The organism is Lacinutrix sp. MEBiC02404, from assembly GCF_053601575.1.
This window is the reverse complement of sequence record NZ_JBSHNV010000220.1, coordinates 597305-620798: the sequence shown is the minus strand read 5'-3', so window position 1 is coordinate 620798 and position 23494 is coordinate 597305. Positions and strand designations below refer to the sequence as shown.

The 23494-nt window shown below is 32.1% G+C and carries 25 protein-coding genes; 20 read left to right on the top strand and 5 right to left on the bottom strand.

What is annotated here, in order from left to right; translation table 11 throughout:
- Nucleotides 1-29: 29 nt before the first annotated feature.
- From ACVCXO_RS17255 to ACVCXO_RS17185, 15 genes are all read left to right on the top strand, one after another.
- Nucleotides 30-968 carry a bifunctional riboflavin kinase/FAD synthetase gene (locus tag ACVCXO_RS17255; protein ID WP_452230838.1) on the top strand — a complete coding sequence of 313 codons (939 nt, stop codon included), beginning with the start codon at nucleotides 30-32 and terminating at the stop codon, nucleotides 966-968.
- A complete protein-coding gene (locus ACVCXO_RS17250; protein ID WP_452231169.1) occupies nucleotides 958-2283 on the top strand; it encodes an HTTM domain-containing protein in 1326 nt (441 codons plus the stop codon). The genes ACVCXO_RS17255 and ACVCXO_RS17250 overlap by 11 nt, the downstream gene beginning before the upstream one ends.
- A 77-nt stretch (nucleotides 2284-2360) precedes the next feature.
- Entirely contained in the window at nucleotides 2361-3632 is a 1272-nt protein-coding gene (serS, locus tag ACVCXO_RS17245; protein WP_452230837.1) for a serine--tRNA ligase, read from the top strand.
- A gap of 408 nt (nucleotides 3633-4040) precedes the next feature.
- Nucleotides 4041-5819, top strand: a complete 1779-nt coding sequence (locus ACVCXO_RS17240) for a tetratricopeptide repeat protein (RefSeq protein ID WP_452230836.1) — start codon at nucleotides 4041-4043, stop codon at nucleotides 5817-5819.
- 59 nt (nucleotides 5820-5878) lie between these two features.
- On the top strand, nucleotides 5879-6400 hold the full coding sequence (locus ACVCXO_RS17235; protein WP_452230835.1) for a GNAT family N-acetyltransferase: 522 nt from the start codon (nucleotides 5879-5881) through the stop codon (nucleotides 6398-6400).
- Nucleotides 6401-6478: 78 nt separating this feature from the next.
- Nucleotides 6479-6814, top strand: a complete 336-nt coding sequence (locus ACVCXO_RS17230) for a DUF4286 family protein (RefSeq protein WP_452230834.1) — start codon at nucleotides 6479-6481, stop codon at nucleotides 6812-6814.
- 102 nt (nucleotides 6815-6916) lie between these two features.
- The gene (rsmA, locus tag ACVCXO_RS17225) at nucleotides 6917-7708 is read left to right on the top strand and encodes a 16S rRNA (adenine(1518)-N(6)/adenine(1519)-N(6))-dimethyltransferase RsmA (RefSeq protein ID WP_452230833.1); all 792 of its coding nucleotides are present in this window, start codon (nucleotides 6917-6919) and stop codon (nucleotides 7706-7708) included.
- Between the two features lie 6 nt (nucleotides 7709-7714).
- Nucleotides 7715-9088, top strand: coding sequence for a magnesium transporter (gene mgtE, locus ACVCXO_RS17220; protein ID WP_452230832.1), 1374 nt, complete (start codon nucleotides 7715-7717; stop codon nucleotides 9086-9088).
- Between the two features lie 210 nt (nucleotides 9089-9298).
- Nucleotides 9299-10258, top strand: a complete 960-nt coding sequence (locus tag ACVCXO_RS17215; protein ID WP_452230831.1) for a 2-hydroxyacid dehydrogenase — start codon at nucleotides 9299-9301, stop codon at nucleotides 10256-10258.
- A 60-nt stretch (nucleotides 10259-10318) separates the two neighbouring features.
- Nucleotides 10319-10741 carry a hypothetical protein gene (locus ACVCXO_RS17210; RefSeq protein ID WP_452230830.1) on the top strand — a complete coding sequence of 141 codons (423 nt, stop codon included), beginning with the start codon at nucleotides 10319-10321 and terminating at the stop codon, nucleotides 10739-10741.
- A 6-nt stretch (nucleotides 10742-10747) separates the two neighbouring features.
- Nucleotides 10748-11206, top strand: coding sequence for an iron chaperone (locus ACVCXO_RS17205; RefSeq protein ID WP_452230829.1), 459 nt, complete (start codon nucleotides 10748-10750; stop codon nucleotides 11204-11206).
- Between the two features lie 51 nt (nucleotides 11207-11257).
- Nucleotides 11258-11644, top strand: a complete 387-nt coding sequence (locus ACVCXO_RS17200) for a VOC family protein (RefSeq protein WP_452230828.1) — start codon at nucleotides 11258-11260, stop codon at nucleotides 11642-11644.
- A 51-nt stretch (nucleotides 11645-11695) separates the two neighbouring features.
- The gene (locus tag ACVCXO_RS17195) at nucleotides 11696-12226 is read left to right on the top strand and encodes a hypothetical protein (RefSeq protein WP_452230827.1); all 531 of its coding nucleotides are present in this window, start codon (nucleotides 11696-11698) and stop codon (nucleotides 12224-12226) included.
- 87 nt (nucleotides 12227-12313) lie between these two features.
- Entirely contained in the window at nucleotides 12314-12772 is a 459-nt protein-coding gene (locus ACVCXO_RS17190; RefSeq protein ID WP_452230826.1) for a YtxH domain-containing protein, read from the top strand.
- A gap of 115 nt (nucleotides 12773-12887) precedes the next feature.
- Complete coding sequence (locus ACVCXO_RS17185; RefSeq protein ID WP_452230825.1) at nucleotides 12888-13217, top strand: ArsR/SmtB family transcription factor; 330 nt, start codon at nucleotides 12888-12890, stop codon at nucleotides 13215-13217.
- Nucleotides 13218-13281: 64 nt separating this feature from the next.
- Here ACVCXO_RS17185 and ACVCXO_RS17180 read toward each other — a convergent pair whose 3' ends face one another.
- The 5 genes from ACVCXO_RS17180 to ACVCXO_RS17160 form a co-directional block, all read right to left on the bottom strand.
- On the bottom strand, nucleotides 13282-14331 hold the full coding sequence (locus ACVCXO_RS17180; protein WP_452230824.1) for a carboxypeptidase-like regulatory domain-containing protein: 1050 nt from the start codon (nucleotides 14329-14331) through the stop codon (nucleotides 13282-13284).
- 87 nt (nucleotides 14332-14418) lie between these two features.
- The gene (locus ACVCXO_RS17175; RefSeq protein ID WP_452230823.1) at nucleotides 14419-15441 is read right to left on the bottom strand and encodes a carboxypeptidase-like regulatory domain-containing protein; all 1023 of its coding nucleotides are present in this window, start codon (nucleotides 15439-15441) and stop codon (nucleotides 14419-14421) included.
- 7 nt (nucleotides 15442-15448) lie between these two features.
- The gene (locus ACVCXO_RS17170; RefSeq protein ID WP_452230822.1) at nucleotides 15449-17269 is read right to left on the bottom strand and encodes a GNAT family N-acyltransferase; all 1821 of its coding nucleotides are present in this window, start codon (nucleotides 17267-17269) and stop codon (nucleotides 15449-15451) included.
- A gap of 79 nt (nucleotides 17270-17348) precedes the next feature.
- Complete coding sequence (locus ACVCXO_RS17165; RefSeq protein WP_452230821.1) at nucleotides 17349-18599, bottom strand: aspartate kinase; 1251 nt, start codon at nucleotides 18597-18599, stop codon at nucleotides 17349-17351.
- Complete coding sequence (locus ACVCXO_RS17160; RefSeq protein ID WP_452230820.1) at nucleotides 18596-19075, bottom strand: N-acetyltransferase family protein; 480 nt, start codon at nucleotides 19073-19075, stop codon at nucleotides 18596-18598. The genes ACVCXO_RS17165 and ACVCXO_RS17160 overlap by 4 nt, the downstream gene beginning before the upstream one ends.
- A gap of 119 nt (nucleotides 19076-19194) precedes the next feature.
- On the opposite strand from ACVCXO_RS17160, the gene fbp reads away from it, so the two are divergent.
- The 5 genes from fbp (at nucleotide 19195) to ACVCXO_RS17135 (ending at nucleotide 23475) form a co-directional block, all read left to right on the top strand.
- Nucleotides 19195-20199 carry a class 1 fructose-bisphosphatase gene (gene fbp, locus ACVCXO_RS17155; protein WP_452230819.1) on the top strand — a complete coding sequence of 335 codons (1005 nt, stop codon included), beginning with the start codon at nucleotides 19195-19197 and terminating at the stop codon, nucleotides 20197-20199.
- A 72-nt stretch (nucleotides 20200-20271) separates the two neighbouring features.
- Entirely contained in the window at nucleotides 20272-20634 is a 363-nt protein-coding gene (locus ACVCXO_RS17150; protein ID WP_452230818.1) for a fructose 1,6-bisphosphatase, read from the top strand.
- Nucleotides 20635-20652: 18 nt separating this feature from the next.
- A complete protein-coding gene (locus ACVCXO_RS17145; protein WP_452230817.1) occupies nucleotides 20653-21471 on the top strand; it encodes a cell envelope biogenesis protein OmpA in 819 nt (272 codons plus the stop codon).
- Entirely contained in the window at nucleotides 21458-21949 is a 492-nt protein-coding gene (locus tag ACVCXO_RS17140) for a Rab family GTPase (protein WP_452230816.1), read from the top strand. The genes ACVCXO_RS17145 and ACVCXO_RS17140 overlap by 14 nt, the downstream gene beginning before the upstream one ends.
- 11 nt (nucleotides 21950-21960) lie before the next feature.
- The gene (locus ACVCXO_RS17135) at nucleotides 21961-23475 is read left to right on the top strand and encodes an ATP-binding response regulator (RefSeq protein ID WP_452230815.1); all 1515 of its coding nucleotides are present in this window, start codon (nucleotides 21961-21963) and stop codon (nucleotides 23473-23475) included.
- Nucleotides 23476-23494 lie beyond the last annotated feature (19 nt).

The following is a 23494-nucleotide window of genomic DNA, read 5'->3' as shown; positions in this document are numbered from 1 at the left end:
TTTTATTTTTGTACAAAACATAAATACAGTTGAAAATAATTGAATCTTTTCAAAACCTAAATTCTCATAAGACCATTGTTACTATTGGTACTTTTGATGGCGTGCATATTGGCCATCGAAAAATAATTGAACGCTTAGTTAATACTGCAAAACAGGAACATTTAAAATCGGTAGTATTAACCTTTTTTCCGCACCCTAGAATGGTATTGCAAAAAGACGCTAATATCAAACTGATAAACACCATTGAAGAAAGATCCCAAATTTTAAACCAATTAGGTATTGACTACTTATGTATAAAAAAGTTTACTAAGGAATTTTCTAGATTATCTGCGGAAGAATTTGTGGCAGACATTCTAGTAAAACAACTGAATATTAAAAAAATCATCATTGGATATGATCATCACTTTGGCAGAAATAGATCTGCTAATATTGAGGATTTAAAAAGGTTTGGAAAAGCATATAATTTTGAAGTCGAAGAAATTTCTGCGCAAGATATAAATGACGTCTCCGTAAGTTCTACAAAAATTAGAACCGCCTTAACGGAAGGCGATATAGAAACCGCAAATTCGTTTTTGGGTACTAATTTTATGTTCAACGGAAAAGTAACCAAAGGCAAAGGCTTAGGGAAAACTATTAACTTTCCAACGGCAAATATAGCTATCGATGAAGCTTATAAACTAATACCAAAACAAGGCGTTTATGTGGTTCGTTCTACTTACAAAAATCAAAAACTTTTTGGTATGATGAATATTGGCACCAATCCAACCATTAGCGATAATACCAAACAAACCATAGAAGTTCACTTCTTTAAATTTAATGAAAATATTTACGACGAAAATATAACCGTAGAAATTTTAACCAGAATTAGAGACGAACAAAAATTTGAATCGCTTGAAGCATTGAAAAAACAAATAGAACAAGACAAAATAATTGCACTGCAATATATAACTCAAAGTAATATTGAATAAATTTTTATTTAAACATATAGACAACAGTCCGCTAATCGTTTTTAGAATCCTTTTTGGTTTACTATGCTTTCTCGAATCTGTAGGTGCCATTTTTACTGGCTGGGTTTCTAGAGCATTTATAGAACCACAATTCACCTTTACATTTATTGGTTTTGAGTGGCTGCAACCACTTCCAGGAAATGGCATGTATATCTATTATCTAGTCATGGGGATTTTTGGATTCCTAATCATGATTGGCTACAAATACAGACTTAGTACTATTATGTTTACATTAATGTGGACAACCACCTACTTAATGCAAAAAGCATCCTATAATAATCACTACTATTTATTGATTTTATTAAGTGCTATTATGGCATTTCTACCAGCGAATAAATACCATTCTGTCGATGCTAAACTAAACCCTAAAATAAAAAGTAACTCTATGCCACAATGGTGTAGTTGGGTTTTTATATTACAAATGTTTATTGTGTACACCTATGGTTCCATTGCAAAAATATATCCAGATTGGTTAAACGGATCGGTTATGGAAATCTTTATGTCTAGTAAAAAGAACTATATGCTTATAGGTGAGTTTTTACAACAAAAATGGCTACACTATTTTCTTGCCTATGGCGGTATTTTATATGATGGTTTAGTCGTTCCGTTTTTACTTTACAAACCAACTCGAAAATATGCCTTTTTTGGCTCTATATTTTTTCACCTGTTTAACTCTATTGTATTTCAAGTTGGTATTTTTCCATACTTAGCTTTAGGTTTTAGTCTGTTCTTTTTTAATCCGCAAACCATTAAAAACATCTTTTTCAAGAAAAAAGAATTTTATACCGATGCAGAAATAATAGAACCAAAATTCAAAAAACCATTAGTAGCTTTATTCAGTATTTACTTTATCATCCAAATGGCATTACCATTACGACATCACTTTATACAGGACAATGTACTTTGGACAGAAGAAGGACACAAAATGTCATGGCGTATGATGCTTAGATCTAAATCTGCTCATATTAACTTTCAAGTAAAAGACAAAAATGCAAACAAAACAATATTTATTGAACTCGACCAATATTTAAGCAAAAAACAAAAGCGATTAATAAGTACGCATCCAGACGTTATGTGGCAGTTTGCGCAAAGGTTGAAAAAAGAATATGCAGAAAAAGGTCAAGATATTGCCGTTTTGGTTAACTGTAAAGTAAGTGTAAATAGAAGGCCTTATAGTCCATATATAGATTCAGAAGTGGATCTTGCATCTGTTTCCTGGAGTGCTTTTAAACATAGTGAATGGATTTTACCTTCAAAACTAGATAATACCAAATAAACATAACGCGCAATCTAAAGTATTTCTTATTTTTACGCTTTCCTATTGGAATATATTTCAGAACAAAAAAATAAAGCATGTTACAAGTACCATTTATTAGAGAAAACAAAGATTTAGTAATTACACGTTTAGCAAAAAGAAATTTTGATGCTACACAAATAATTGAAGAAGTAATTACTTTTGATGAAGAACGTAAACAGATTCAAACAGAATTAGATGGTACTCTTGCAGAATCCAATGCTATTTCTAAAGAAATTGGTGAACTGTATAAATCTGGTCAAGCAGCAAAAGCAACTATTTTAAAGGCTAAAACTGTAGATTTAAAAGAAGCTTCCAAAGAATTAAGCGAAAAACTAAACGCTAAAGTGCAGGCTTTAACCAACCTGTTGTATAAAATTCCTAATGTACCTCACGAATCTGTTCCAAAAGGAAACTCAGAAGACGACAACGAAGAAATTTTTAAAGAAGGAGAAATCCCTACTTTATATGATGGCGCAATGCCACATTGGGAACTTGCAAAAAAATACGACATTATAGATTTTGAGCTTGGTAATAAAATTGCTGGTGCTGGATTTCCTGTGTACAAAGGCAAAGGGGCAAGATTACAACGTGCTTTAATCGCTTATTTTTTAGATAAAAATATTGAAGCTGGCTATACAGAATATCAATTACCGCTTTTAGTAAACGAAGCATCTTGTTATGGTACCGGGCAATTACCGGATAAAGAAGGACAAATGTATCATGATTCTCGCGACGATTTATACTTAATTCCTACAGCCGAAGTTCCTGGAACAAATATCTTTAGAGATGTTATTTTAAACGAAAACGAATTACCTATTGGTATCACAGGTTACACACCTTGTTTTCGTAGAGAAGCAGGCAGTTATGGTGCACACGTAAGAGGATTAAATAGATTACATCAATTTGATAAAGTAGAAATCATTCGTGTAGAACATCCAGACAACTCCTATAACGCCTTTAATGGCATGATAGAGCACGTCAAAAATATTTTAAGAGAACTTAACTTACCATACAGAATATTAAGACTTTGTGGTGGTGATACTGGTTTTCCTTCTGCAATGACTTATGATTTTGAATTATTCTCTACAGCACAAGACCGATGGTTAGAAATTTCTAGTGTGTCTAACTTTGAGAACTACCAAGCAAACCGTTTAAAATTACGTTTTAAAAATAGCGAAGGTAAAAACGAACTTGCGCATACACTTAATGGTAGCTCTTTAGCTTTACCTAGAGTGCTAGCGGGAATTCTTGAAAACTACCAAACCGAAGATGGTATTGTTATTCCGGAAGCATTAGTACCTTATACAGGTTTTAAAATCATCAACTAAAATACGGTTGTAAAAACGCACAAAGTGTAGTAAATTCCCTCATCTTTACCGATGAAACGCTAAAATATAACGTTGTTTAACGAATATATTCTATTACGCATGGTTAATTCAAAAAAAAACCTGAGTTTTATATCATAGATTATTAAACCTTCTTAAAAAGAAAAAGATTTTACTTCTTTTCGTTTTATGGTTTAACGTTTTCGCAAAAAAATATAACGTAATAATAAGAGACAAATAAAAATGCCCCGATCAAGTATTTGAATCATGTTAAATTGACATTGATTAATAGCACAATTATTTAGATTGGTTAATGCCTGAAATAACATTTCAGGCATTTTTTTAACCTAATATTTACAATATCTACTAGTTACATTTCTTATATTTACGCAAAGTACTTGCCATAATCTTATGAAGTTTTTATATATCCTTTGTTTTCTTTTTAGTTTTCATGCTTTCGCGCAAGAGGACCTTTTGGCTAAAGAATATTTTAAAAACGGAGAATTTGAAAAAGCACAAATACTTTACAAAAAACTTTACGACAAGAACCCTACCAACTACATTTATCTTATACAGTTAGTAAAAACACACCAACAGCTGGAGCACTTAGAGGAAGCCCAAGAATTATTACAAACATCTCTTATAAAATATCCAGCATTATTAGTGGAACTTGGTTATAATTACCAGCTAAAAAAGGATGTAGAAAACACAAACATAAATTACAATAAAGCCCTAGAAGCCCTAGAAGCGGTAGACCTCGATGTGAATACTGCCTACTCTATTGCTCGTGCTTTTGAAGAACACTCGCTTTTAGACCAAGCCATTAGTACTTATGAAAAAGCAATGCAGATTAAACCCGAATATAATTTTAATGTGCAATTGGCTAGAATTTATGGAGAGCAAGGTGATGTAGAAAAAATGTTTTCTAGCTATATAAATTTTATTGAAACCAATGAAAATTATGTAAACACCATAAAACGTGCTTTTAGTGAATTTATAAGCGAAGACAAGAACAACCCAAATAACATCCTCTTAAAGAAAATACTATTAAAAAAGATTCAAGAAACCCCAGACTTACTATTTAATAATTTATTAAGTTGGTTATTCATTCAGCAAAAAGAATACTACAAAGCATTTACCCAAGAAAAAGCCATCTTTAAAAGAAATCCGGAAAGCTTATACAGAATAGAAGATGTAGCTTTAATAGCAACTAATGAGAACCAAGATGCAATTGCTATAGAAATTTTCGAGTACATTATAAAAACTTCGCAAGACCCAGAAATTACTTTAAAAACAGAAAATAATATTTTAAAAATAAAAACTAAAAACGCAGACCCTAAAGACTATCCCGACCTAAATGAAAAATACAAAAACCTTTTAGAAACCTATGGTAAATTTGCGGGTACCATTCCATTACAAATAGCCTATGCGCATTTTTTAGCTTTCCATTTAAACGATACAACACAAGCAATTCAATTTTTAAAAGAAAGTTTAGAACAGCGATTAACAACGTATCAAGCTTCCGAAGTAAAGTTAGAATTAGCAGATATTTTAGTTTTTCAAGAAAAATTTAACGAAGCATTAATTTATTATACACAAATTCAGCGAAGCTTAAAAAACAGCACTATATCACAAGAAGCACGTTTTAAAGTTGCTAAAACAAGTTACTACAAAGGCGATTTTAAATGGGCAGAATCCCAATTAAAGATTCTAAAATCTTCCACTTCCCAATTGATAGCAAACGATGCATTGGATTTAAAATTACTGATTTCAGATAACAAATACGAAGACTCTACACAAACCGCTTTAAAACTATATGCTAAAGCAGATTTGTATGCCTATCAGCATAAAACGCAAGAAGCAATTAACGTACTAGACAAAATTTTAGCAGCGCATAAAACCGAAACTATAATAGATCAAGCACTATACAAACAAGCACAACTTTTTGAAAGCAAAAAACAATACCAAAAAGCAGCCGATAATTATGCAAAAATTATAAAAGATTATAAAGAAGAAATTCTTGCAGATGATGCACTTTTTTATCTAGCAAAATTATACAACGATCATTTAGCGCAACCAGAAAAGGCAAAAGAACTGTACGAACAAATCATCTTTAATCATCAAGACAGCATTTACTTTATAGAAGCCAGAAAAAATTTCAGAATGCTTCGTGGTGATGCTATTAATTAGTTGTTAGTTAAAATTGTCACTTCGAACTTTCTAATCCATACAGAAATCCCAAAAAAAAAATGATTGTAGCCGAAACAGAAAGACTAACCATATCTAAATTTTCTATAGACGATGCTCCTTTCTTTTTAGAGTTAGTAAACACACCACATTGGCTTAAATATATTGGTGACCGAAATGTAAAATCTATAGAAGAGGCAGAACAACGTATTACCGAAAGTCACATAAAAAGCTATAATACCAACGGATTTGGTTTTTATGTACTCCGATTAAAAGAAGGAGACAACCAACCTATTGGTACTTGCGGACTCCTAAAACGCGATACACTAGAACATGTAGATATTGGCTTTGCAATGCTTCCAGAAAATGAAGGAAAAGGCTATGGTTATGAAGCTTCTATAGCAGTTTTAAAGCTAGCAAAAGAAGTTTTTAAACTTCAAACTATTCTAGCCATCACATTACCTACAAACGCACCTTCTATTAAATTAATAGAAAAATTAGGATTAACCTATCAAAAACGAGTGAAACCTTTTGATACTGAAGAAGAACTTCTGTTATTTGCAAAAACTTTAAACGAACACTAAAACTTCCAGAACTAGAAGTCGATATCCACGGGAATACCGATCTAGAAGCTACAGGTGACAAAAAAGAAATAAGAAACTATGAAACAAACAAAATATATCTATAACGTTACTCTAAATTTTGAAGAAGATATTCATGACGAATGGTTAATTTGGATAAAAGAACACATTCCACAAGTACTTGGAACAGGGAAATTTGAAAAAGCAACGTTAACCAAAGTATTAGTAGAAGACAAAATAGAAGGCCACACCTACTCTATTCAGTACACCAGTTATTCCAGAGAAGCTTTAGATGCGTATTATAAAGAAGATGCAGAACGCCTAAGAACAGAAGGACAAAAAAAGTTTGCAGATAAAATGCTAGCTTTTAGAACAGAACTTCAAATTGTAGATGAATACCATGTTACTTTTAAATAGCCTAATTTTGTCGTTCTAAATAACACGAACCTATTTAGCGGTACAAAAAGCAAAAGCCTGCTCTTCATTGGAGTTAGCATTAACAGATTAAACAATAATTACGTGGCACATAACCATCAAGTAAAAGCAAAAAAAAAATTAGGGCAGCACTTTTTAAAAGACGAAGACATTGCGCAAAAAATTGCAGATTCCCTAACGCTAAAAAACTACAAAACCGTTTTAGAGATTGGTCCGGGAATGGGTGTTTTAACAAAGTATTTACTTAAAAAAGAGGTTACCACACACGTCATAGAAATAGATACCGAATCTGTAGAATACCTAAAAAACAACTACTTAACTCTAGCATCTAGAATTATAGAAAAAGATTTTTTAAAGTACGATTTAAACGAGGTTTTTAAAGGAGAACCTTTTGCTATAATTGGTAACTTCCCGTATAATATTTCTACGCAAATCGTTTTTAAAACATTAGAAATGCGCGATCAAATTCCAGAGTTTTCTGGTATGTTTCAAAAAGAAGTAGCACAACGTATTTGCTCTAAAGAAGGATCTAAAGTCTACGGGATTCTTTCCGTTTTAACGCAAGCTTTCTATGATGCCGAATATTTATTCACCGTGCCACCAGCAGTTTTTAATCCGCCTCCAAGAGTAGAATCTGGAGTACTTCGTCTTACAAGAAAAAAGGATTACAGTTTAGCTTGTGATGAAAAGATGCTTTTTAAAGTAGTAAAAACTGCTTTTCAGCAACGAAGAAAAACACTTCGTAACAGTTTAAAAACACTCAATTTATCTGATAGTTTAAGAGAAGATGCTATCTTTGGCAAACGCCCAGAACAATTAAGTGTCGCACAGTTTATTGCGCTCACTACTTTAATTGAAAATGATGTAAAAGATTAGGATTTAGTGGAAGAAAATAACGAAAATATTAAGTTTCAAATAAGTGAAGAGCTTATTGAGCAAGTAGCACAATTGGTAGATGCTAGAAATGACGACGCACTTTCTAATCTATTAAATGATTTTCATCATGCCGATATTGCAGAAATTCTAGATGAAATTAATCTAGAACAAGCTACTTATATTTTCAAACTTTTAGATAGCGAAAAAACATCCGAAATTCTTTTAGAACTAGATGATGACAATCGTGAAAAAATACTAGCTAATCTTTCCGTAAAAGAAATTGCCGAAGAACTAGAAGAACTAGATACCGATGATGCTGCCGATATTATTTCCGAACTTCCAGAAGCACGTCAAGAACACGTAATTGCCCAAATTGAAGATGCCGAACACGCAGCAGATATTCAAGAGCTTTTAACCTATGATGAAGATGTTGCCGGAGGACTCATGGCAAAAGAATTGGTAAAAGTAAACGAAAACTGGACTATTAATAGATGCGTAAAAGAAATGCGTGCGCAAGCAGAAGATGTAACACGCGTACACTCCATATATGTTGTAGATAATGCCGGAAAACTAATTGGTCGCTTATCGCTAAAAGACCTGTTAATGGCTTCTACAAAAGCACATATTTCTGACGTTTACATCCCAAAAGTAGATTATGTAGATGTGCACGAAGATGTAGAAGAAGTTGCCAAAATCATGCAAAAATATGATTTAGAAGCAATTCCTGTAGTCGATGTAAATAAAACATTAGTTGGTCGAATTACCATTGATGATATTGTAGATGTTATTCGAGAAGAAGCCGAAAAAGATTACCAACTAGCAGCAGGTATTTCCCGCGATGTAGAAGCAGATGATAGTATCTGGAAACTAACAAAAGCACGCCTACCTTGGCTATTAATTGGTATGTTTGGTGGTTTAGGTGCTGCAAGTATTATTGAGCATTTTAACCAAGACATGGGCAGTTTTATTGTGCTCTTAAGTTTTGTGCCTTTAATACAGGCAACTGCCGGAAATGTTGGTGTACAATCCTCTGCAATTGTTGTGCAAGGTTTAGCAAATGACAGCATAGATGGTAATATTTTAAAACGCCTTTTTAAAGAATTTCTTTTAGGTTTAGTAAACGGTTTCGCCATCGCAGTTATAGGTTTACTCATCACACATTTTGTATTTGGTACACCATATGTAGTCTCTATAACCATAGCAATAGCACTCGTTGCAGTGATAGTAATGGCAGCACTTATTGGCACATTTATCCCGATTTTTTTAGACAAAAGAGGTATTGATCCTGCCGTAGCAACCGGACCTTTTATCACCACCAGTAATGACGTATTTGGTATACTATTATACTTTTCCATCGCAAAACTTATTTTAGGTTTTTAATAATTATGGCGTTACCACAAGGGTCGCGCTTTCACTACTCGCTTTTTTATGAAAAATAAAAAGAGCTCAAACATGCCGTTCAATCCCTAACGCAAATACAAAACAACAAAGAGCATCTTTCCTGTTAAAAAAACAGAATACGAAAGCGTAAAATATTGTACTTTTACTTTATAGAAAAGCAATTCGATTACACTTTCGCACAAAAAAACCATGAAAATCCTTCACTTAGATTCCAACCACCCACTTTTAATAAATCAATTAAACGATTTAGGCTTTACCAATCACGAAGATTACACATCTTCAAAACAAGACATTCTTAATAAAATACACGAGTATGATGGCTTTATAATACGAAGTCGTTTTAGCATAGATAAAACCTTTCTAGATGCCGCAACCAACCTAAAATTTATAGGCCGTGTTGGTGCAGGATTAGAAAACATAGATTGTGATTATGCCAAAAGCAAAGGCATCCATTTAATTTCGGCTCCAGAAGGAAACAGAAACGCAGTTGGTGAGCATAGTTTAGCCATGTTACTTAGTTTATTTAACAAACTCAATAAAGCAGATCAAGAAGTACGGGCTGGTAAATGGTTACGCGAAGAAAACAGAGGAATCGAACTAGACGGAAAAACCGTTGGTCTTATTGGTTATGGTAACATGGGAAAAGCATTTGCAAAAAAGCTTCGTGGTTTTGAAATAGATGTTTTATGCTATGATTTAAAAGATAACGTTGGAGATGCTAATGCAGAACAAGTCCCTTTAGAAGTGCTTTTTAATGAGGCAGATGTAATTAGCCTACATACCCCAGAAACTCCTTTAACCACGAATATGGTGGACGCAGATTTTATTAACAAATTCGCCAAACCATTCTGGTTTATCAATACCGCAAGAGGAAAAAGCGTCGTTACTAAAGATGTAGTTTCCGCTTTGCAATCCGGTAAAATTTTAGGAGCAGGACTCGATGTTTTAGAATACGAAAAAGCTTCGTTCGAAAATTTATTTAAAAAAAGTGTCACATCGAGCGCAATTGAGATGCCAGAAGCATTTCAGTATTTAATACAAGCAGAAAACGTTTTACTTTCTCCGCATGTTGCAGGTTGGACTATAGAAAGTAAAGAAAAACTAGCACAAACTATAGTAGATAAAATACAACTTTTTTTTAAGCTTTAGCAAGGTTCTTTTTTCATAAAAATAAATTCACTAAATTTAAATCACTAAAAACCATCAACGATGCATCCTATCCTTAGAAATATTTTAGCAGTAATCTTCGGCTGGTTCGGTGGTAGTCTTATAAACATGTCCATTATTCAATTAGGAAACAAACTATTCCCAATAGAAGGTATCGATCCTAATGACATGAATGCTTTGGCAGAAATAATGCCAACGCTAGAAGCCCATCACTTTATTTTCCCATTTTTAGGGCATGCTTTAGGTACGCTTATTGGAGCACTAATTGCTGGTCTTATAGCATTTAATCATAAAATGAAATTTGCGCTAGCTATCGGAGTACTCTTTTTATTAGGCGGAATTGCTGTAAATTATATGTTACCAGGACCAACATGGTTTGCCGTTGCAGATATTGTTATAGCCTATATTCCAATGGCTTGGCTTGGTGGAAAAATAGCAACTAGAAAATCCAATAAAACGAGTTAATATAATATGCAATACAAAGCAAATTCACCAGAAGATTATATTAATCAAGCACCAGAAGAAAGACAAGCAGTTCTAAAAAAACTACGTAAAACTATTACAGACCATTTACCGGAAGGTTTTCAAGAAGTAATTTCTTATGGCATGATTGGTTATGTGGTGCCGCATGCTTTATATCCCGACGGTTATCATTGTGACCCTAAAACACCATTACCTTTTATGAGTTTTGCTTCACAAAAAAACTCTATAAACTTATATCATATGGGTGTTTATGCAAAACCAGAAATACACGATTGGTTTGTTTCCGAATATCCAAAACACTGCAAACGCAAATTAGATATGGGAAAAAGCTGTATCCGATTTAAAAAAATAGAAGAAATCCCGTTCGATCTCATTGGAGAACTATGCACCAAATTAACGGTAAAAGATTGGGTTGGTATTTATGAAAAAAATATTAAAAAGAAATAAAGGATTCATTAATAAGATTCCCTTTTTCAAGGGAATGAAAAAACATTTTCAATGAAAAAACGAGTTACAGGAATTGGCGGTTTATTCTTTAAAACGAAAGATCCTAAAGCAGCAAAAGATTGGTATAAAACACATCTTGGTTTTAATACAGACGATTACGGATCTACTTTTTGGTGGAAAGACAAAGAAGGAAAAGACTGTTCTACACAATGGAGTCCTTTTCCAGCAGACTCTAAACATTTTGAGCCTTCCAAAAAAGACTTTATGTTTAACTATCGAGTAGAAAACTTAAAAGAATTACTAGCAACTTTAAAAGAAGAAGGCGTTACTATTGTTGGTGAAATGGAAGAATATGAATATGGGAAATTTGGATGGATTTTAGACAACGATGGCAACAAAATTGAACTTTGGGAACCAATAGACAAAGCCTTTTTGTAAGCAACAACTTTTACATTCTTGATTAGAAATAATTTTTTAAAAGACAATACCATGGCTACAGAAAATAAAAACATAGAAGATAAAATAAACGATCCAATAGATAATATTGCAAACTCAATAGATAATGCTGCAGATGCTATTGCAGATAAATCGGAAAATTTAAAAGGAAATGCTAATGAAACTTTAGAAAATGCAAAAAATAAAGCAAGCGCATTAGCAGATGAAGCTGGCGAAAAATTAGGGGACTTTGCCGAAGATGCTAAAGAGGCTTTTACAAATGCCAAAGACAAAGCGAATGCTTTTATAGAAGGTGATGCTAAGGAAGCTATAGATGCTGCCAAAGTAAAAGCTGGTGAATTTGCAGAAGACGCCAAAGAAGCCATAGATACAGCTAAAGAAAAAGCTAGTGAATTTGCAGAAGATGCAAAGGAAGCTTTTGACAACGCAGCAGGGAAAACAACAGAATTTGCAAGTGAAGCTAGCGAAAAACTAGAAGACCTAGCTGAAGACGCCAAAGAAGCATTGGAAGAAACAAAAGTGAAAACAAAAAACTTTTTTCAAAAACTTTTTGGCTCTAAATAAATAAGATCCAAACAATTAAATATAAGCTAGATCAAAATCTAGTTTTTTTTATTATTTTAGAAGTAAATTAATTAAATATTAAAACTTATGGCAGACGATAAAAATTTAAATGACGATCTAGACGACATGATAGGTGACGTAAAGGAAGGAGCAAAAAAAGCAGCAGGTAAAGCAGAAGAATATGCGCATGAAGCCAAAGAAGCCGCTAGCGACTTTGCAAATGACGCAAAAGAAGTATTAAGCGATGGTAAAAACGTGGCGATTATTGCACATATTTGGTGGATTGGCTGGATTATAGCTTTAGTAATGAATAATGGGGAAAAGAAATCGGAATATGGTTCTTTTTATATTAGACAAATGCTAGGCTTATTGATATTATCTCTTGCTAGCTATGTTTTAAGTTTTATTTCAGGTTTACTTTCTGGGATTTTCGGTTTGGCAATGTTAGTATTATGGATTATGAGTTTAATAGGCGCTTTAAGTGGCGAAAAGAAACTTACTCCTGTTGTTGGACCAATGTTTCAAGATTGGTTTAAATCTCTTTAAAAATAATTATAAAATTAAAATAGCCAAAACATGTGTTTTGGCTATTTTAATAAAGTTCTTATCGTAATATTGCAATATTACTATTATATTTATACTTTATTTTAAAACTAGAATTATGGGATCTACCAAATTAAACATTCATGAAGCAGAAAATAATTACTTAGCTAAAGTCGCTAAAGTGTTTAGCCATCCCGCAAGAGTTGCTATTATTAAATACATTAGCTGTTGCGAGTCTGGCTGTATTTGTAATGATATTGTTAAAGAAATTGGTTTAGCGCAACCTACTATTTCACAGCACTTAAGTGAAATAAAAAAAATTGGCTTATTAGACCAATCTGCTAGTGGTAAAAGTTTAAGTTATTCGATTAATACCGAAAAGCTAAATGCTTGTAGAAGACTTATGAATGACTTTTTTGTGAAAATTCAAGTACACGCAAGTGCTTAAGAAGCGGTTCTATTTCCCCTATAAATAAAGGTAAACTATAAAATAGTCTTACCCAGAATTTCAATTAAAATAGGTTAGTTTCTAAACGAAAATCTAATGGTAATGCATCTGACATTCTATTTACAGACATATCTCCACTAAAATTTAGGCTTTTTATTGGACTATAAACACCTAATGCATCTACCGTAAATTCTTCAGCAATAGGAAGAATAGAAGAACGCCTTCTATTTTTATAAACCACTTCCATTTCTTTTGAAATTCGCACTTTAACCAAACCTTCTCTTTCCGTCTTGCGAATAGAGATATAATGTTCTGGTGCTACTTTACTTCCTTCCTGTAAAATAACAAATTCCTCTTCCTCTAATTGATCATTTACCAATGCTCTCATAAAATGTAATATAGAGCCATCAAATGCTTTGTTTCTTTTTTCTAAAATCTTCGGATTCGTTTCTTCTTCTATATCACTAAACAGGGTCGTTCCGGCATAAAAAACGGTCTCCACTTGGTACACTTTTTTTTTGGTTTTAAGATTATTGCCTACAAGTACTTCCCGAAGCGTGTAATCTATTGAAAATTCTTGTAAATCATATTTAATCTTATAATTCAAACTCTTGTTTAGGACTATTATAGGCTTACTTGCATAGGCTACTAATTGCTTTTTAGGACTATTATAATACAACGTTATATCTGCTTCGTTTAAAATTTTACAAGATTTAGCATTTTTAGTGCTACCCAAAAATTGCTCTTTAAATTCCTTCATTTTTTTCGTTCTGCTCCATTCGTCTTTAACTTCTAAAACAACTTCATCTAAAGAATTTAAATCTTCTTCTAAATAAAAAACATAGTCTTCCTTTGGCTTATACTCTTGATTAATTATTTTTTTATACCCCAAATAGGATATTACTAAAGGAGAAGTCGTATTACTAGAATAATCAATCTTAAAATATCCTTTATTATTAGTAACGGCGCCAATTGTAGTATTATCAAAGTAAATAGAAACGCTTTCTAAAGGCTGTTTTGTATTCTTATCATAAACATGACCTTGAATGGTTTGCGCAAAAGAAGCAACACACAAAAATATAGTAAGCAGCAATAAAACGTATTTTTTGATCATGATTTCAGGTTAGAATTAGAACTATTTATATCATAAATTTCATTCTTAAAAGAAACAATTACCATAGAAATGAAGTACAATATAACACTAAAATTGATAATCTGCGGGTAACATAGTCGCTATTCTTTTATTACCAAAGTAGCCACTAAAAAACATTTTATCTACAGGTGCGTGTATTCCATAACTGTCTATCAAAAACACATTAGAATCTGCTTTAGTAACAAGCGTAGATTGTACATTTTTATCATAGGAAATAACAATTTCTCTATTCTCTACGGTAAGTTTTACGTTTTGATCTTCTTGATCTTCAACAATTAAATAGGTATAGGCATTTACTGGGAAAAACAGATTAGAAGTTCCGGAAGGGTCTTTTATAAAAATCTCAAAATTATTCTCTAAGAGTTTCTTTTTTGCCAAAGACCTCATAAAGTGAAGCGCAGAGCCTAAATATTCCTTTTCTCGTTGTACATTATGTTTCTTCTTGGTTCTTTTATTCTGCTCCGCAAATAAACTTGTTCCACTGTAGACCACACTTTCAACCAATTTTAACCCACTTAAACTTTGTTTAAATTTAATTTCAAAATCTACTAAATTATATTTTACATCATACCCTAAATGCTTATTCTTAATAAGAATTGGGACTTCACAGTATGCGTACAATATATCTTCAGATGCTATATAAATTAACCGAATGGCATCTTCATTACTAATCTTACAAGAGGAAGACGACATATCATTACCCAGAAATTCTCTTCTAAATATTTTTAGTTTTTTTTCTCTACTCCAATAATCTCTTTCTAATACAACTTCATTTAAACTGGTTGCTTTTTCTTTTAAATAAACCACATCTAATCCTCTTATTTCGTCTAAAGAAAATAACCTGGTTTCATAACCAACAAAACTAATTACTAAAGTAGCATTTGGAGAGACTTTGTCTGTTATTGTGAAATAGCCTTTTGTATTTGTAGTTGTACCTATAGTCGTTTCATTAAAATACACAGATACCGCTTCTAATGGTTCTTTTGTATTCGCATCTAAAACCATATTTTTAATTTCCTGGGAATACGAAAAACAAGAAAACATTAGTAAAATCCCAAGGATACTTTTCATTTTAAACTTATTCTTCTTCAGAGTTCTCACTAGTAAACTTGCGTTCTAATTCGGCTTGAAATTCTTCCATAACTGGACGAACAGTACTTTCTGGTAAGTCAGCAATTTTAATATACATTAAACCATCTACCGCATTATTAAATAAAGGATCTACGTTAAAAGCGACCAACCTAGCATTCTGTTTAATGTATTTTTTAAGCAACACAGGAAGTCGTAATGCACCTGGTTCTACTTCGTCTATAATTTTATCAAACTTGTTTAAATCTGCTTCCGCGGCATCAAAAACAAAGTCTTTATCTGCATCTTTTAAAACGACTTTAAATTCTTTTTTAGGATGCACATATTGCGCAACGTAAGGATCGTAGTAATTGGATTTCATAAACTCGATCATTAAAGATTTTGAGAAATTTGAAAACTGATTACTAATACTTACACCACCAATTAAAAATTTATGTTCCGGATAACGCAATGTAGTATGTACAATTCCTTTCCAAAGCAAAAATAAAGGCATTGGTTTTTGTTGGTAACTTTTAATAATGAAAGCCCTACCCATTTCTATAGATTGGCTCATCATTTTATATAATTCTGGCTCAAATCGAAACAAATCTTGAAGGTAAAATCCATCAATACCATATTTAGCAAATATTTGAGAACCAAGTCCCATTCTATATGCTCCGGCTAAGGTATTGGTGACGTTATCCCAAAGAAACATGTGGTGGTAATAGTTGTCAAAATCATCTAAATCGATAGCTTCATTAGTACCTTCACCGACTTCTCTAAATGTAATTTCTCGTAGACGACCAATTTCATGAAGTACATTAGGAATTTTGCTTGCTGGCGTTAAAAAGACTTCATAGTTTTTACTTTGCAACAACCTTAAATCATCTTGTCTTAAGGCTTCCACTTCTTCTATCATAGATTCCTTACTTACCGGAGTCACAATACGCTTTGGCGGTTTTGCTGGCGTTTTTAATGTATTAGAAAGATTCTCTAAAATTTTAGGTTCATCTTCAAAAGCATGCGATAACATGTAGGTTTTCTTCCTTAAAAACTCCGAAAGACTTTCAATAGTTTCGTGCTCCTCTTGGTCTTTTACACTAATTGGTTTTCCTATTCGTACTTTAATAGTTCTACGTTTTTGTGTTAAAACTTCGGATGGTAATTTTGCAGTTCTAAACGTATCGCTAATTTTGGATAGCTTATAAAACAATTTCGAATTTTTGGCATGAAAATAAATGGGTACTACAGGAACTTCTGCTTTTTTAATAAGCTTGATTGCTGTTTCTTCCCAAGGTTTATCGACTACCAACTTACCATCTCTATAGGTAGAAACTTCTCCCGCGGGGAACAAACCAAGTGGGTGCCCATCACGTAAATGCAAAATAGAATTTTTAAAACCAGCAACACTAGACTTCACATCTTTCCTGTCTTCAAAAGGATTTACAGGCATAATATAAGGTTTCATTGGCGCAATGCGATGAAGCAAGAAGTTTGCAATTATTTTAAAGTCTTTTCTTTGCTCTAACATCAACTTTAAAAGCAAAACACCATCTATTCCACCAAGCGGATGGTTAGAGACCGTTATATATGCGCCATCTTTTGGCAAACGTTTTAAATCTTCTTCAGGAATTTCGAATTTTATCTGGAATTCATCTAAAATAGCTTCTAAAAAAGGCAAACCTTCTAAATGCTTATTTCTATTGTACACTCTATTTAAGGTCGATATTTTTAAAACCTTCATTAAAAGCCAACCAAAGAATGTACCAAGAAAACCATACTTATCTACGTGTATGGCTTTTGCTACTTCTTTTGCTGTTACTAGACTCATATTTGTTTTTTTATGCTAATATTTTTACACTTTCTTACGTACGGAAAAATATATACGCAAGCGCAAATGTAATAAATGTTTACTTAGTAACGATCTGCGTAGTGGATTGCGTTAATTGTTTTAAAAGCACCACCTTATCTTTCTCCAATTGCTTAACCACCTGATCATTACTATGTCTAATAGTATATAACGAAACATCTTCGTTATAAACCACTCTAAATTTCGCTTTTAAATGTTGGATCAATTTACCTAAATTATTATAATTGTTTTCTATACACACTGAAAAACTAATTGCCGAGTTTTGTATGACATCTACTTTCATTTTATATAAATGAAGCAAACTAAATATTTCGCTAATATTTTCTTCTACGATATACGAGAAATCTAAAGACGAAAGCGAAATTAACACCTGATTTTTCTTAACTATAAAACAAGGTATTTTGGGATCTAAATCTACACCTTTACTCACCTTAGTTCCTGCGGCTTCCGGATTTAAAAAAGACTTTACATACAAAGGGATTTCCTTTTGCTGTAAAGGCTGCAAGGTTTTAGGGTGAATTACAGAAGCACCATAAAAAGCCAACTCAATCGCTTCTCTATAGGATATTTTGTTTAGCAATTGTGCATTTTCAAAATAACGCGGGTCTGCATTTAAAACACCTGGTACATCTTTCCAAATCGTTACGCTTTCCGCATTTAAACAATAGGCAAAAATGGCTGCGGTATAATCACTTCCTTCTCTTCCTAAAGTAGTTGTGAAATTATTAGCATCGCTACCAATAAAACCTTGCGTAATGTTTAACGTATTGGTATTAAATTTAGTACTAATTTGGGCTTGCGTTATTTCCCAATTTACATTTGCTCTTCGATAGTAATTATCTGTTTTAATGTATTCTCTTACATCTAACCAACTATTTATTAAACCTACTTCATTAAAATAGGCACTAATAATTATTGTAGATGCTAACTCACCATAACATATCGTTTGATCATAAACATAATTATAATCTGGCGATTTATTAGTTTTAAAAAAGGAATCTAATTCGTCTAATAAAGCACTTATTCTAGCAAACACCACATGATTCTCATTCGTAAATAAATCTAATAAAATTTCATTGTGAAACTTTTTCACTTCTTGAATAGCACTTTGTAATGCGGCTTTATCTTTATAATATTTATCTATAACTAGCTCTAAAGCATTGGTGATTTTACCCATTGCCGAAACCACAATTAAGGTATTTTCAAAACCAACAGTTTGTAAGGTTTTCACTAAGTTTTTTACACCTTCCGCATCTTTAATAGATGCGCCTCCAAATTTAAAAACTATCATATATTTAATAAATAATTTTTAATTCCCATTTCATCCAATTGCACCACATCCCAATTACGAAGTACATTTGCCCCTTTTTGTTCATAGAAACTAATTGCAGGCTCATTCCAATCAATAACTTCCCAGTTGATTCTTTTTACACCAAGTTTATTCCCATAGATAACCACTTGATTCAAAAGTAAAGTACCAAGTCCTTTGCCTCTATATTTTTGACTTACAATAAGATCTTCAAGGTGTATTATTTTTCCTTTCCAAGTAGAATATCTGTCATAAACCACAGCGATACCTGCAATTTCATTCTGGTATTCCGCAACAAAACATTTAAAAACAGGACTCGTTCCAAATCCGTCTTTTTCTAAATCCTGTACCGTTACCTCTACGGCATTCGGTTCCTTTTCAAAAACTGCCAATTCTACAATTAAACCTAAGATTTGTTTTGCATCTTTTATAGTTGCCTCTCTAATTATAAAGTCCATCTGCTTATTTTATTCTCAAATATAGTTTAAAGCCATTAATTTTTATGCATTAAAGTAAAACGATAACGTTATAGTTTGCTAAAAAAAGCGATATTTGTACAAACTATTAAAAAGCTATTATGTCTAGAACAAAACAAACATTAGGAGAATTTATTATAGAAAATCAAACATCTTTTAAATATACTTCTGGCGAGTTATCTAGACTTATTAACTCTATCAGGTTAGCTGCAAAAGTGGTAAACCATGAAGTAAACAAAGCTGGTTTAGTAGATATTATCGGTGCAGCTGGAGATACCAACATTCAAGGAGAAGACCAACAAAAACTGGATGTTTATGCCAACGAAAAATTTATACAAACACTTACAAAAAGAAATATAGTTTGTGGTATTGCAAGTGAAGAAGAAGATGATTTTATTGCAATTAATAGCCAAGACGAAAACAACCAAAATAAATACATTGTCTTAATAGATCCTTTAGACGGTTCCTCTAACATAGATGTAAATGTTTCTGTAGGTACTATTTTTTCTATTTATAGACGTGTAACTCCAGTAGGAACCCCTGTTACTTTAGAAGATTTTTTACAAAAAGGAGACCAACAAGTAGCGGCAGGTTATATTGTTTATGGAACATCTACCATGATTGTTTACACAACAGGAGATGGTGTTAATGGTTTTACTCTTAACCCGGCAATTGGTACCTTTTATTTATCACATCCAAACATGCAATTTCCTATAGATGGTAAAATTTACTCGGTGAACGAAGGTAATTACGTACACTTTCCTTTAGGTGTTAAAAACTATATTAAATATTGCCAAATGGAAGAAGGTGATAGACCATACACAAGCAGATATATTGGTTCTTTAGTTTCCGATTTTCATAGAAATATGATAAAAGGAGGAATCTACATGTATCCTAAAAGTTCTAAAAATTCGGAAGGTAAACTACGTTTGTTATACGAGTGTAATCCAATGGCATTTATAGCAGAACAAGCAAACGGAAAAGCTAGTGATGGCTATACCAGAATTATGGAAATTGAACCTACAGAACTTCACCAAAGAGTGCCATTTTTATGCGGAAGTAAAAATATGGTAGAAAAAGCAGAAGAATTTATGCAAAACGCTTAAAAATTACTAGTTTAAGTCCTTACTTTTTCATTATTTTTGTACATTACTTTTTTAAACAAAAGCTAAACCATAATGGCTAAAGATAAACTTACAAATAGCAATACAGCAACACACAATTCAGATGTAGAAGCTTCCACCAAAATTGATGCAATAAAACAGCTTATTTTTGGGGAAAACATGCAGGCTTACGATAGTGAGTTTGAATCTGTAAAAAATGACATCCTTTCCAAAAAACAAGAATTAGAAAACTTGGTAGATGACGTTAGAAAAGAATTGCTTCAAAATATAGATAACTTAAGCACCGACATTAACATAAGAATTACAGATCTTGAAAATTCTTTTAATGACAAAGCAGATGCTCTTGATGATAAGAAATTAGACAGAAAACTGTTAGGCGATTTGCTAATGAATCTTGGGGAAAAAATAAGCAAGTAATACAAATTACTAGCACTTATGAATCAAGAAGATAAACTTAAAATTCTTAAAGACATCTTATTAACAGATGAGAGGGAATACGCTTTATCTATTCATGAGAAAATTAAAATTCTTGAAGAAACCATAAATCAAAAAACAAATTTATCCGAAAAGGTAAATCCTATTATTCAAGATCAATTAAATAAATTTGTTCTAGAAATACCAGAAACACTTGGCCCTGCAATTACAGAAGCCTTAAAAACAGAGATCAAAAACTCGCAAGATGCCGTAGTAGAAGCATTATATCCTATTCTTGGTAGAATGATAAAAAAGTACATTCAGAATGAATTTAAACTTTTATCCGAAAAAATAAACGAACAAATAGACAACACCTTTTCTTTTAAAAGTTTTAAACGTAAATTTAAAGCTAAAACTTCTGGTGTTAGCGAGGCCGATTTAATTTTACAAGAGCAACATGCTCCTAAATTAAATCAGTTTATGGTTATTGAAAAAGGGTCTGGTTTACTCATTTCCAAATACTCCAAAACAGATGATATAGATGAAGATATGGTTGCAGGAATGCTCACAGCAATAAAAAGCTTTGTGGAAGATGCATTTAAAAAAAACAATCAAAACCTAGAACTTATTGAATATGAAACCTATAGTATTTATATTCAAAATTTCTCATCTTACTATATAGCAGTTGTGATTTCTGGCATATTTAATGCTACACATAAAAGTGCATTAGAAGACAAACTACTAGATTTTGCGCAAAACACAATAAACAAAACAGATTTAAGTAATAAAGAATCTTTAACTAAAAAATTAAAAGCATATTTTGCTAATGAATATCTCTAAAAAAATAGTTTTACTAGGACACTTTGGCGTTGGTAAATCTTCACTAATAAGACGTTTTGTCGAAGACACCTTTACAGACAACTATAAAGTAACTATTGGTGTACACATATTAAAAAAAGAAGTTGTAATTTCTCCAAAAGAGACCGTTTCTTTAATCCTATGGGATTTAGAAGGTAATGATGATATAACCAACACAAGACCATCTTATATGTTAGGTACTAGTGGTATGATATATGTCTTCGACCTTACAAGACCTACTACCTATGAGCAATTAGAAAGTGATTTAAACTTTATCAAAACAAACTACCCAAACATCCCAGTAAAAGTAGTTGGAAACAAAAAGGATTTAGTTACAAAAGACTTTATTAAGCAGAACAGCGATGTTTTTGGGCCGTTCACCGATTTTTACACAAGTGCAAAAGCAAATACTAAAGTTAATGATCTATTCTCTACATTAGCTAAACAATTAATTTCATAAACTCAAGAATAATGCTTGCAGAATATAAAATAGCGCATGAAAAAGCTATTATTCAATATCTAATTATTGACAAAAAAGGTGTTATCTTAGATTCTGATGACGCTTTCTTCTCAAAGATTACCAAGCAGGACATAACTAGTTTACATCCTTTTTTCGAAAGCATCACCTCCTTATTAGACACAGAAAAAAACCAAGAGTTTCTATTCTCATGTATTCATTTAGCGACAGACAATGAAGACATAATAGCAGATATTACGCTCAAAACTTTTTCTGAAACACATTCGCTAATAATAATTCAAGACTTAACAACGCATTACAGTAATTACCAATTAACTGCGCAAAAGAGAAACGAATCGGTTATAGACTCCCAAATTCTTGAATTAAAAAACAAATATCTACTAGAAAAAGAAGAATTTAAAAATACCTTCATCGCTAATTTTAGTCATGAAATTAGAGAACCTCTTTCTGGTATAGGTACCTTTGTAGATATCTTAGGAAAAACCAATCTAGACTCCGAACAAAAAGATTACTTAAATATTATCAATACCTCTTCCAATCATTTAAAACATATGATTGAAGACATTTTAGATATCTCTAAAATAGAAGTTGGCAAACTTAATCTTGTAGAAGATTCTTTTAACCTTTATGAGTTTTTAGAAGAATTTATTTTTACCTATAAAATAAAAGCCGAAGAAAAAGGATTAACTTTTCTTAATACTATTGGAGAAAAACTACCCGCACAAATCATTGGCGACCCATATAGATTAAAGCAAATACTTGGTAATCTAATAGACAATGCAATTAAATACACCACAAAAGGTAGTATCACTTTACATGTTTCTTTAAATCAAGTAAGAGCAAATAAAGCAAGTATCCATTTTCAAATTATAGACACCGGTATTGGTATAGAAGAAGGAAACCTAGAAAAAATATTTACAAGTTTTACTCAAATAGACAAGAACCAAAGAAACAAAGGCACCGGATTAGGATTAGCCATTGTAAAAAACTTGGTATCGCTAATGGATGGCAATATTTCTATTGATAGCACCTTTAATGAAGGGACTTCTTTAGCGCTAAACTTAAGTTTTAAGTTAGATACCAAAACAAAAGATAAAAAAGTAGAAGTTGCTACCGTAGAAAAACTAGAAAAAGATAAATACCATATTCTTTTAGTAGAAAACTCGGAAATAACGCAACTTTCCGTTCTTAAAATTTTAGCAGCGCAAGGAAAGTTTTATTTAGATATCGTTACCAATCCTGAAAATCTAATTGAAACCATTAAAAACCAAAAGCCAGATGTTATTTTAATGGATATAAATCTACCAAATACGACTGGAGATCAACTTGCCATAGAAATTAGACAACTACCAGAAAAAGAACTCAAAAAAATACCAATTATAGCTTTAACAGGAAAAGTGTTTCCTGAAGATTTAAAACGCTACAAAAAGGCAAAAATAAACGATGTTATTAGCAAACCCTTTGACGAGAAAAGTTTACTAAAAACCATTCGAAAATACTTAAAATAAAAAAAAGGCGAACTATTAT

What these genes read in the sequence shown, in the direction of transcription:
- serS (WP_452230837.1), top strand. Translation starts at nt 2,361, where the DNA reads ATGTTACAAGTACCATTTATTAGAGAAAACAAAGATTTAGTAATTACA.
- ACVCXO_RS17240 (WP_452230836.1), top strand. Translation starts at nt 4,041, where the DNA reads ATGAAGTTTTTATATATCCTTTGTTTTCTTTTTAGTTTTCATGCTTTC.
- ACVCXO_RS17235 (WP_452230835.1), top strand. Translation starts at nt 5,879, where the DNA reads ATGATTGTAGCCGAAACAGAAAGACTAACCATATCTAAATTTTCTATA.
- ACVCXO_RS17230 (WP_452230834.1), top strand. Translation starts at nt 6,479, where the DNA reads ATGAAACAAACAAAATATATCTATAACGTTACTCTAAATTTTGAAGAA.
- ACVCXO_RS17215 (WP_452230831.1), top strand. Translation starts at nt 9,299, where the DNA reads ATGAAAATCCTTCACTTAGATTCCAACCACCCACTTTTAATAAATCAA.
- ACVCXO_RS17210 (WP_452230830.1), top strand. Translation starts at nt 10,319, where the DNA reads ATGCATCCTATCCTTAGAAATATTTTAGCAGTAATCTTCGGCTGGTTC.
- ACVCXO_RS17205 (WP_452230829.1), top strand. Translation starts at nt 10,748, where the DNA reads ATGCAATACAAAGCAAATTCACCAGAAGATTATATTAATCAAGCACCA.
- ACVCXO_RS17200 (WP_452230828.1), top strand. Translation starts at nt 11,258, where the DNA reads ATGAAAAAACGAGTTACAGGAATTGGCGGTTTATTCTTTAAAACGAAA.
- ACVCXO_RS17195 (WP_452230827.1), top strand. Translation starts at nt 11,696, where the DNA reads ATGGCTACAGAAAATAAAAACATAGAAGATAAAATAAACGATCCAATA.
- ACVCXO_RS17190 (WP_452230826.1), top strand. Translation starts at nt 12,314, where the DNA reads ATGGCAGACGATAAAAATTTAAATGACGATCTAGACGACATGATAGGT.
- ACVCXO_RS17185 (WP_452230825.1), top strand. Translation starts at nt 12,888, where the DNA reads ATGGGATCTACCAAATTAAACATTCATGAAGCAGAAAATAATTACTTA.
- ACVCXO_RS17180 (WP_452230824.1), bottom strand. Translation starts at nt 14,331, where the DNA reads ATGATCAAAAAATACGTTTTATTGCTGCTTACTATATTTTTGTGTGTT.
- ACVCXO_RS17175 (WP_452230823.1), bottom strand. Translation starts at nt 15,441, where the DNA reads ATGAAAAGTATCCTTGGGATTTTACTAATGTTTTCTTGTTTTTCGTAT.
- ACVCXO_RS17170 (WP_452230822.1), bottom strand. Translation starts at nt 17,269, where the DNA reads ATGAGTCTAGTAACAGCAAAAGAAGTAGCAAAAGCCATACACGTAGAT.
- ACVCXO_RS17165 (WP_452230821.1), bottom strand. Translation starts at nt 18,599, where the DNA reads ATGATAGTTTTTAAATTTGGAGGCGCATCTATTAAAGATGCGGAAGGT.
- ACVCXO_RS17160 (WP_452230820.1), bottom strand. Translation starts at nt 19,075, where the DNA reads ATGGACTTTATAATTAGAGAGGCAACTATAAAAGATGCAAAACAAATC.
- fbp (WP_452230819.1), top strand. Translation starts at nt 19,195, where the DNA reads ATGTCTAGAACAAAACAAACATTAGGAGAATTTATTATAGAAAATCAA.
- ACVCXO_RS17150 (WP_452230818.1), top strand. Translation starts at nt 20,272, where the DNA reads ATGGCTAAAGATAAACTTACAAATAGCAATACAGCAACACACAATTCA.
- ACVCXO_RS17145 (WP_452230817.1), top strand. Translation starts at nt 20,653, where the DNA reads ATGAATCAAGAAGATAAACTTAAAATTCTTAAAGACATCTTATTAACA.
- ACVCXO_RS17140 (WP_452230816.1), top strand. Translation starts at nt 21,458, where the DNA reads ATGAATATCTCTAAAAAAATAGTTTTACTAGGACACTTTGGCGTTGGT.
- ACVCXO_RS17135 (WP_452230815.1), top strand. Translation starts at nt 21,961, where the DNA reads ATGCTTGCAGAATATAAAATAGCGCATGAAAAAGCTATTATTCAATAT.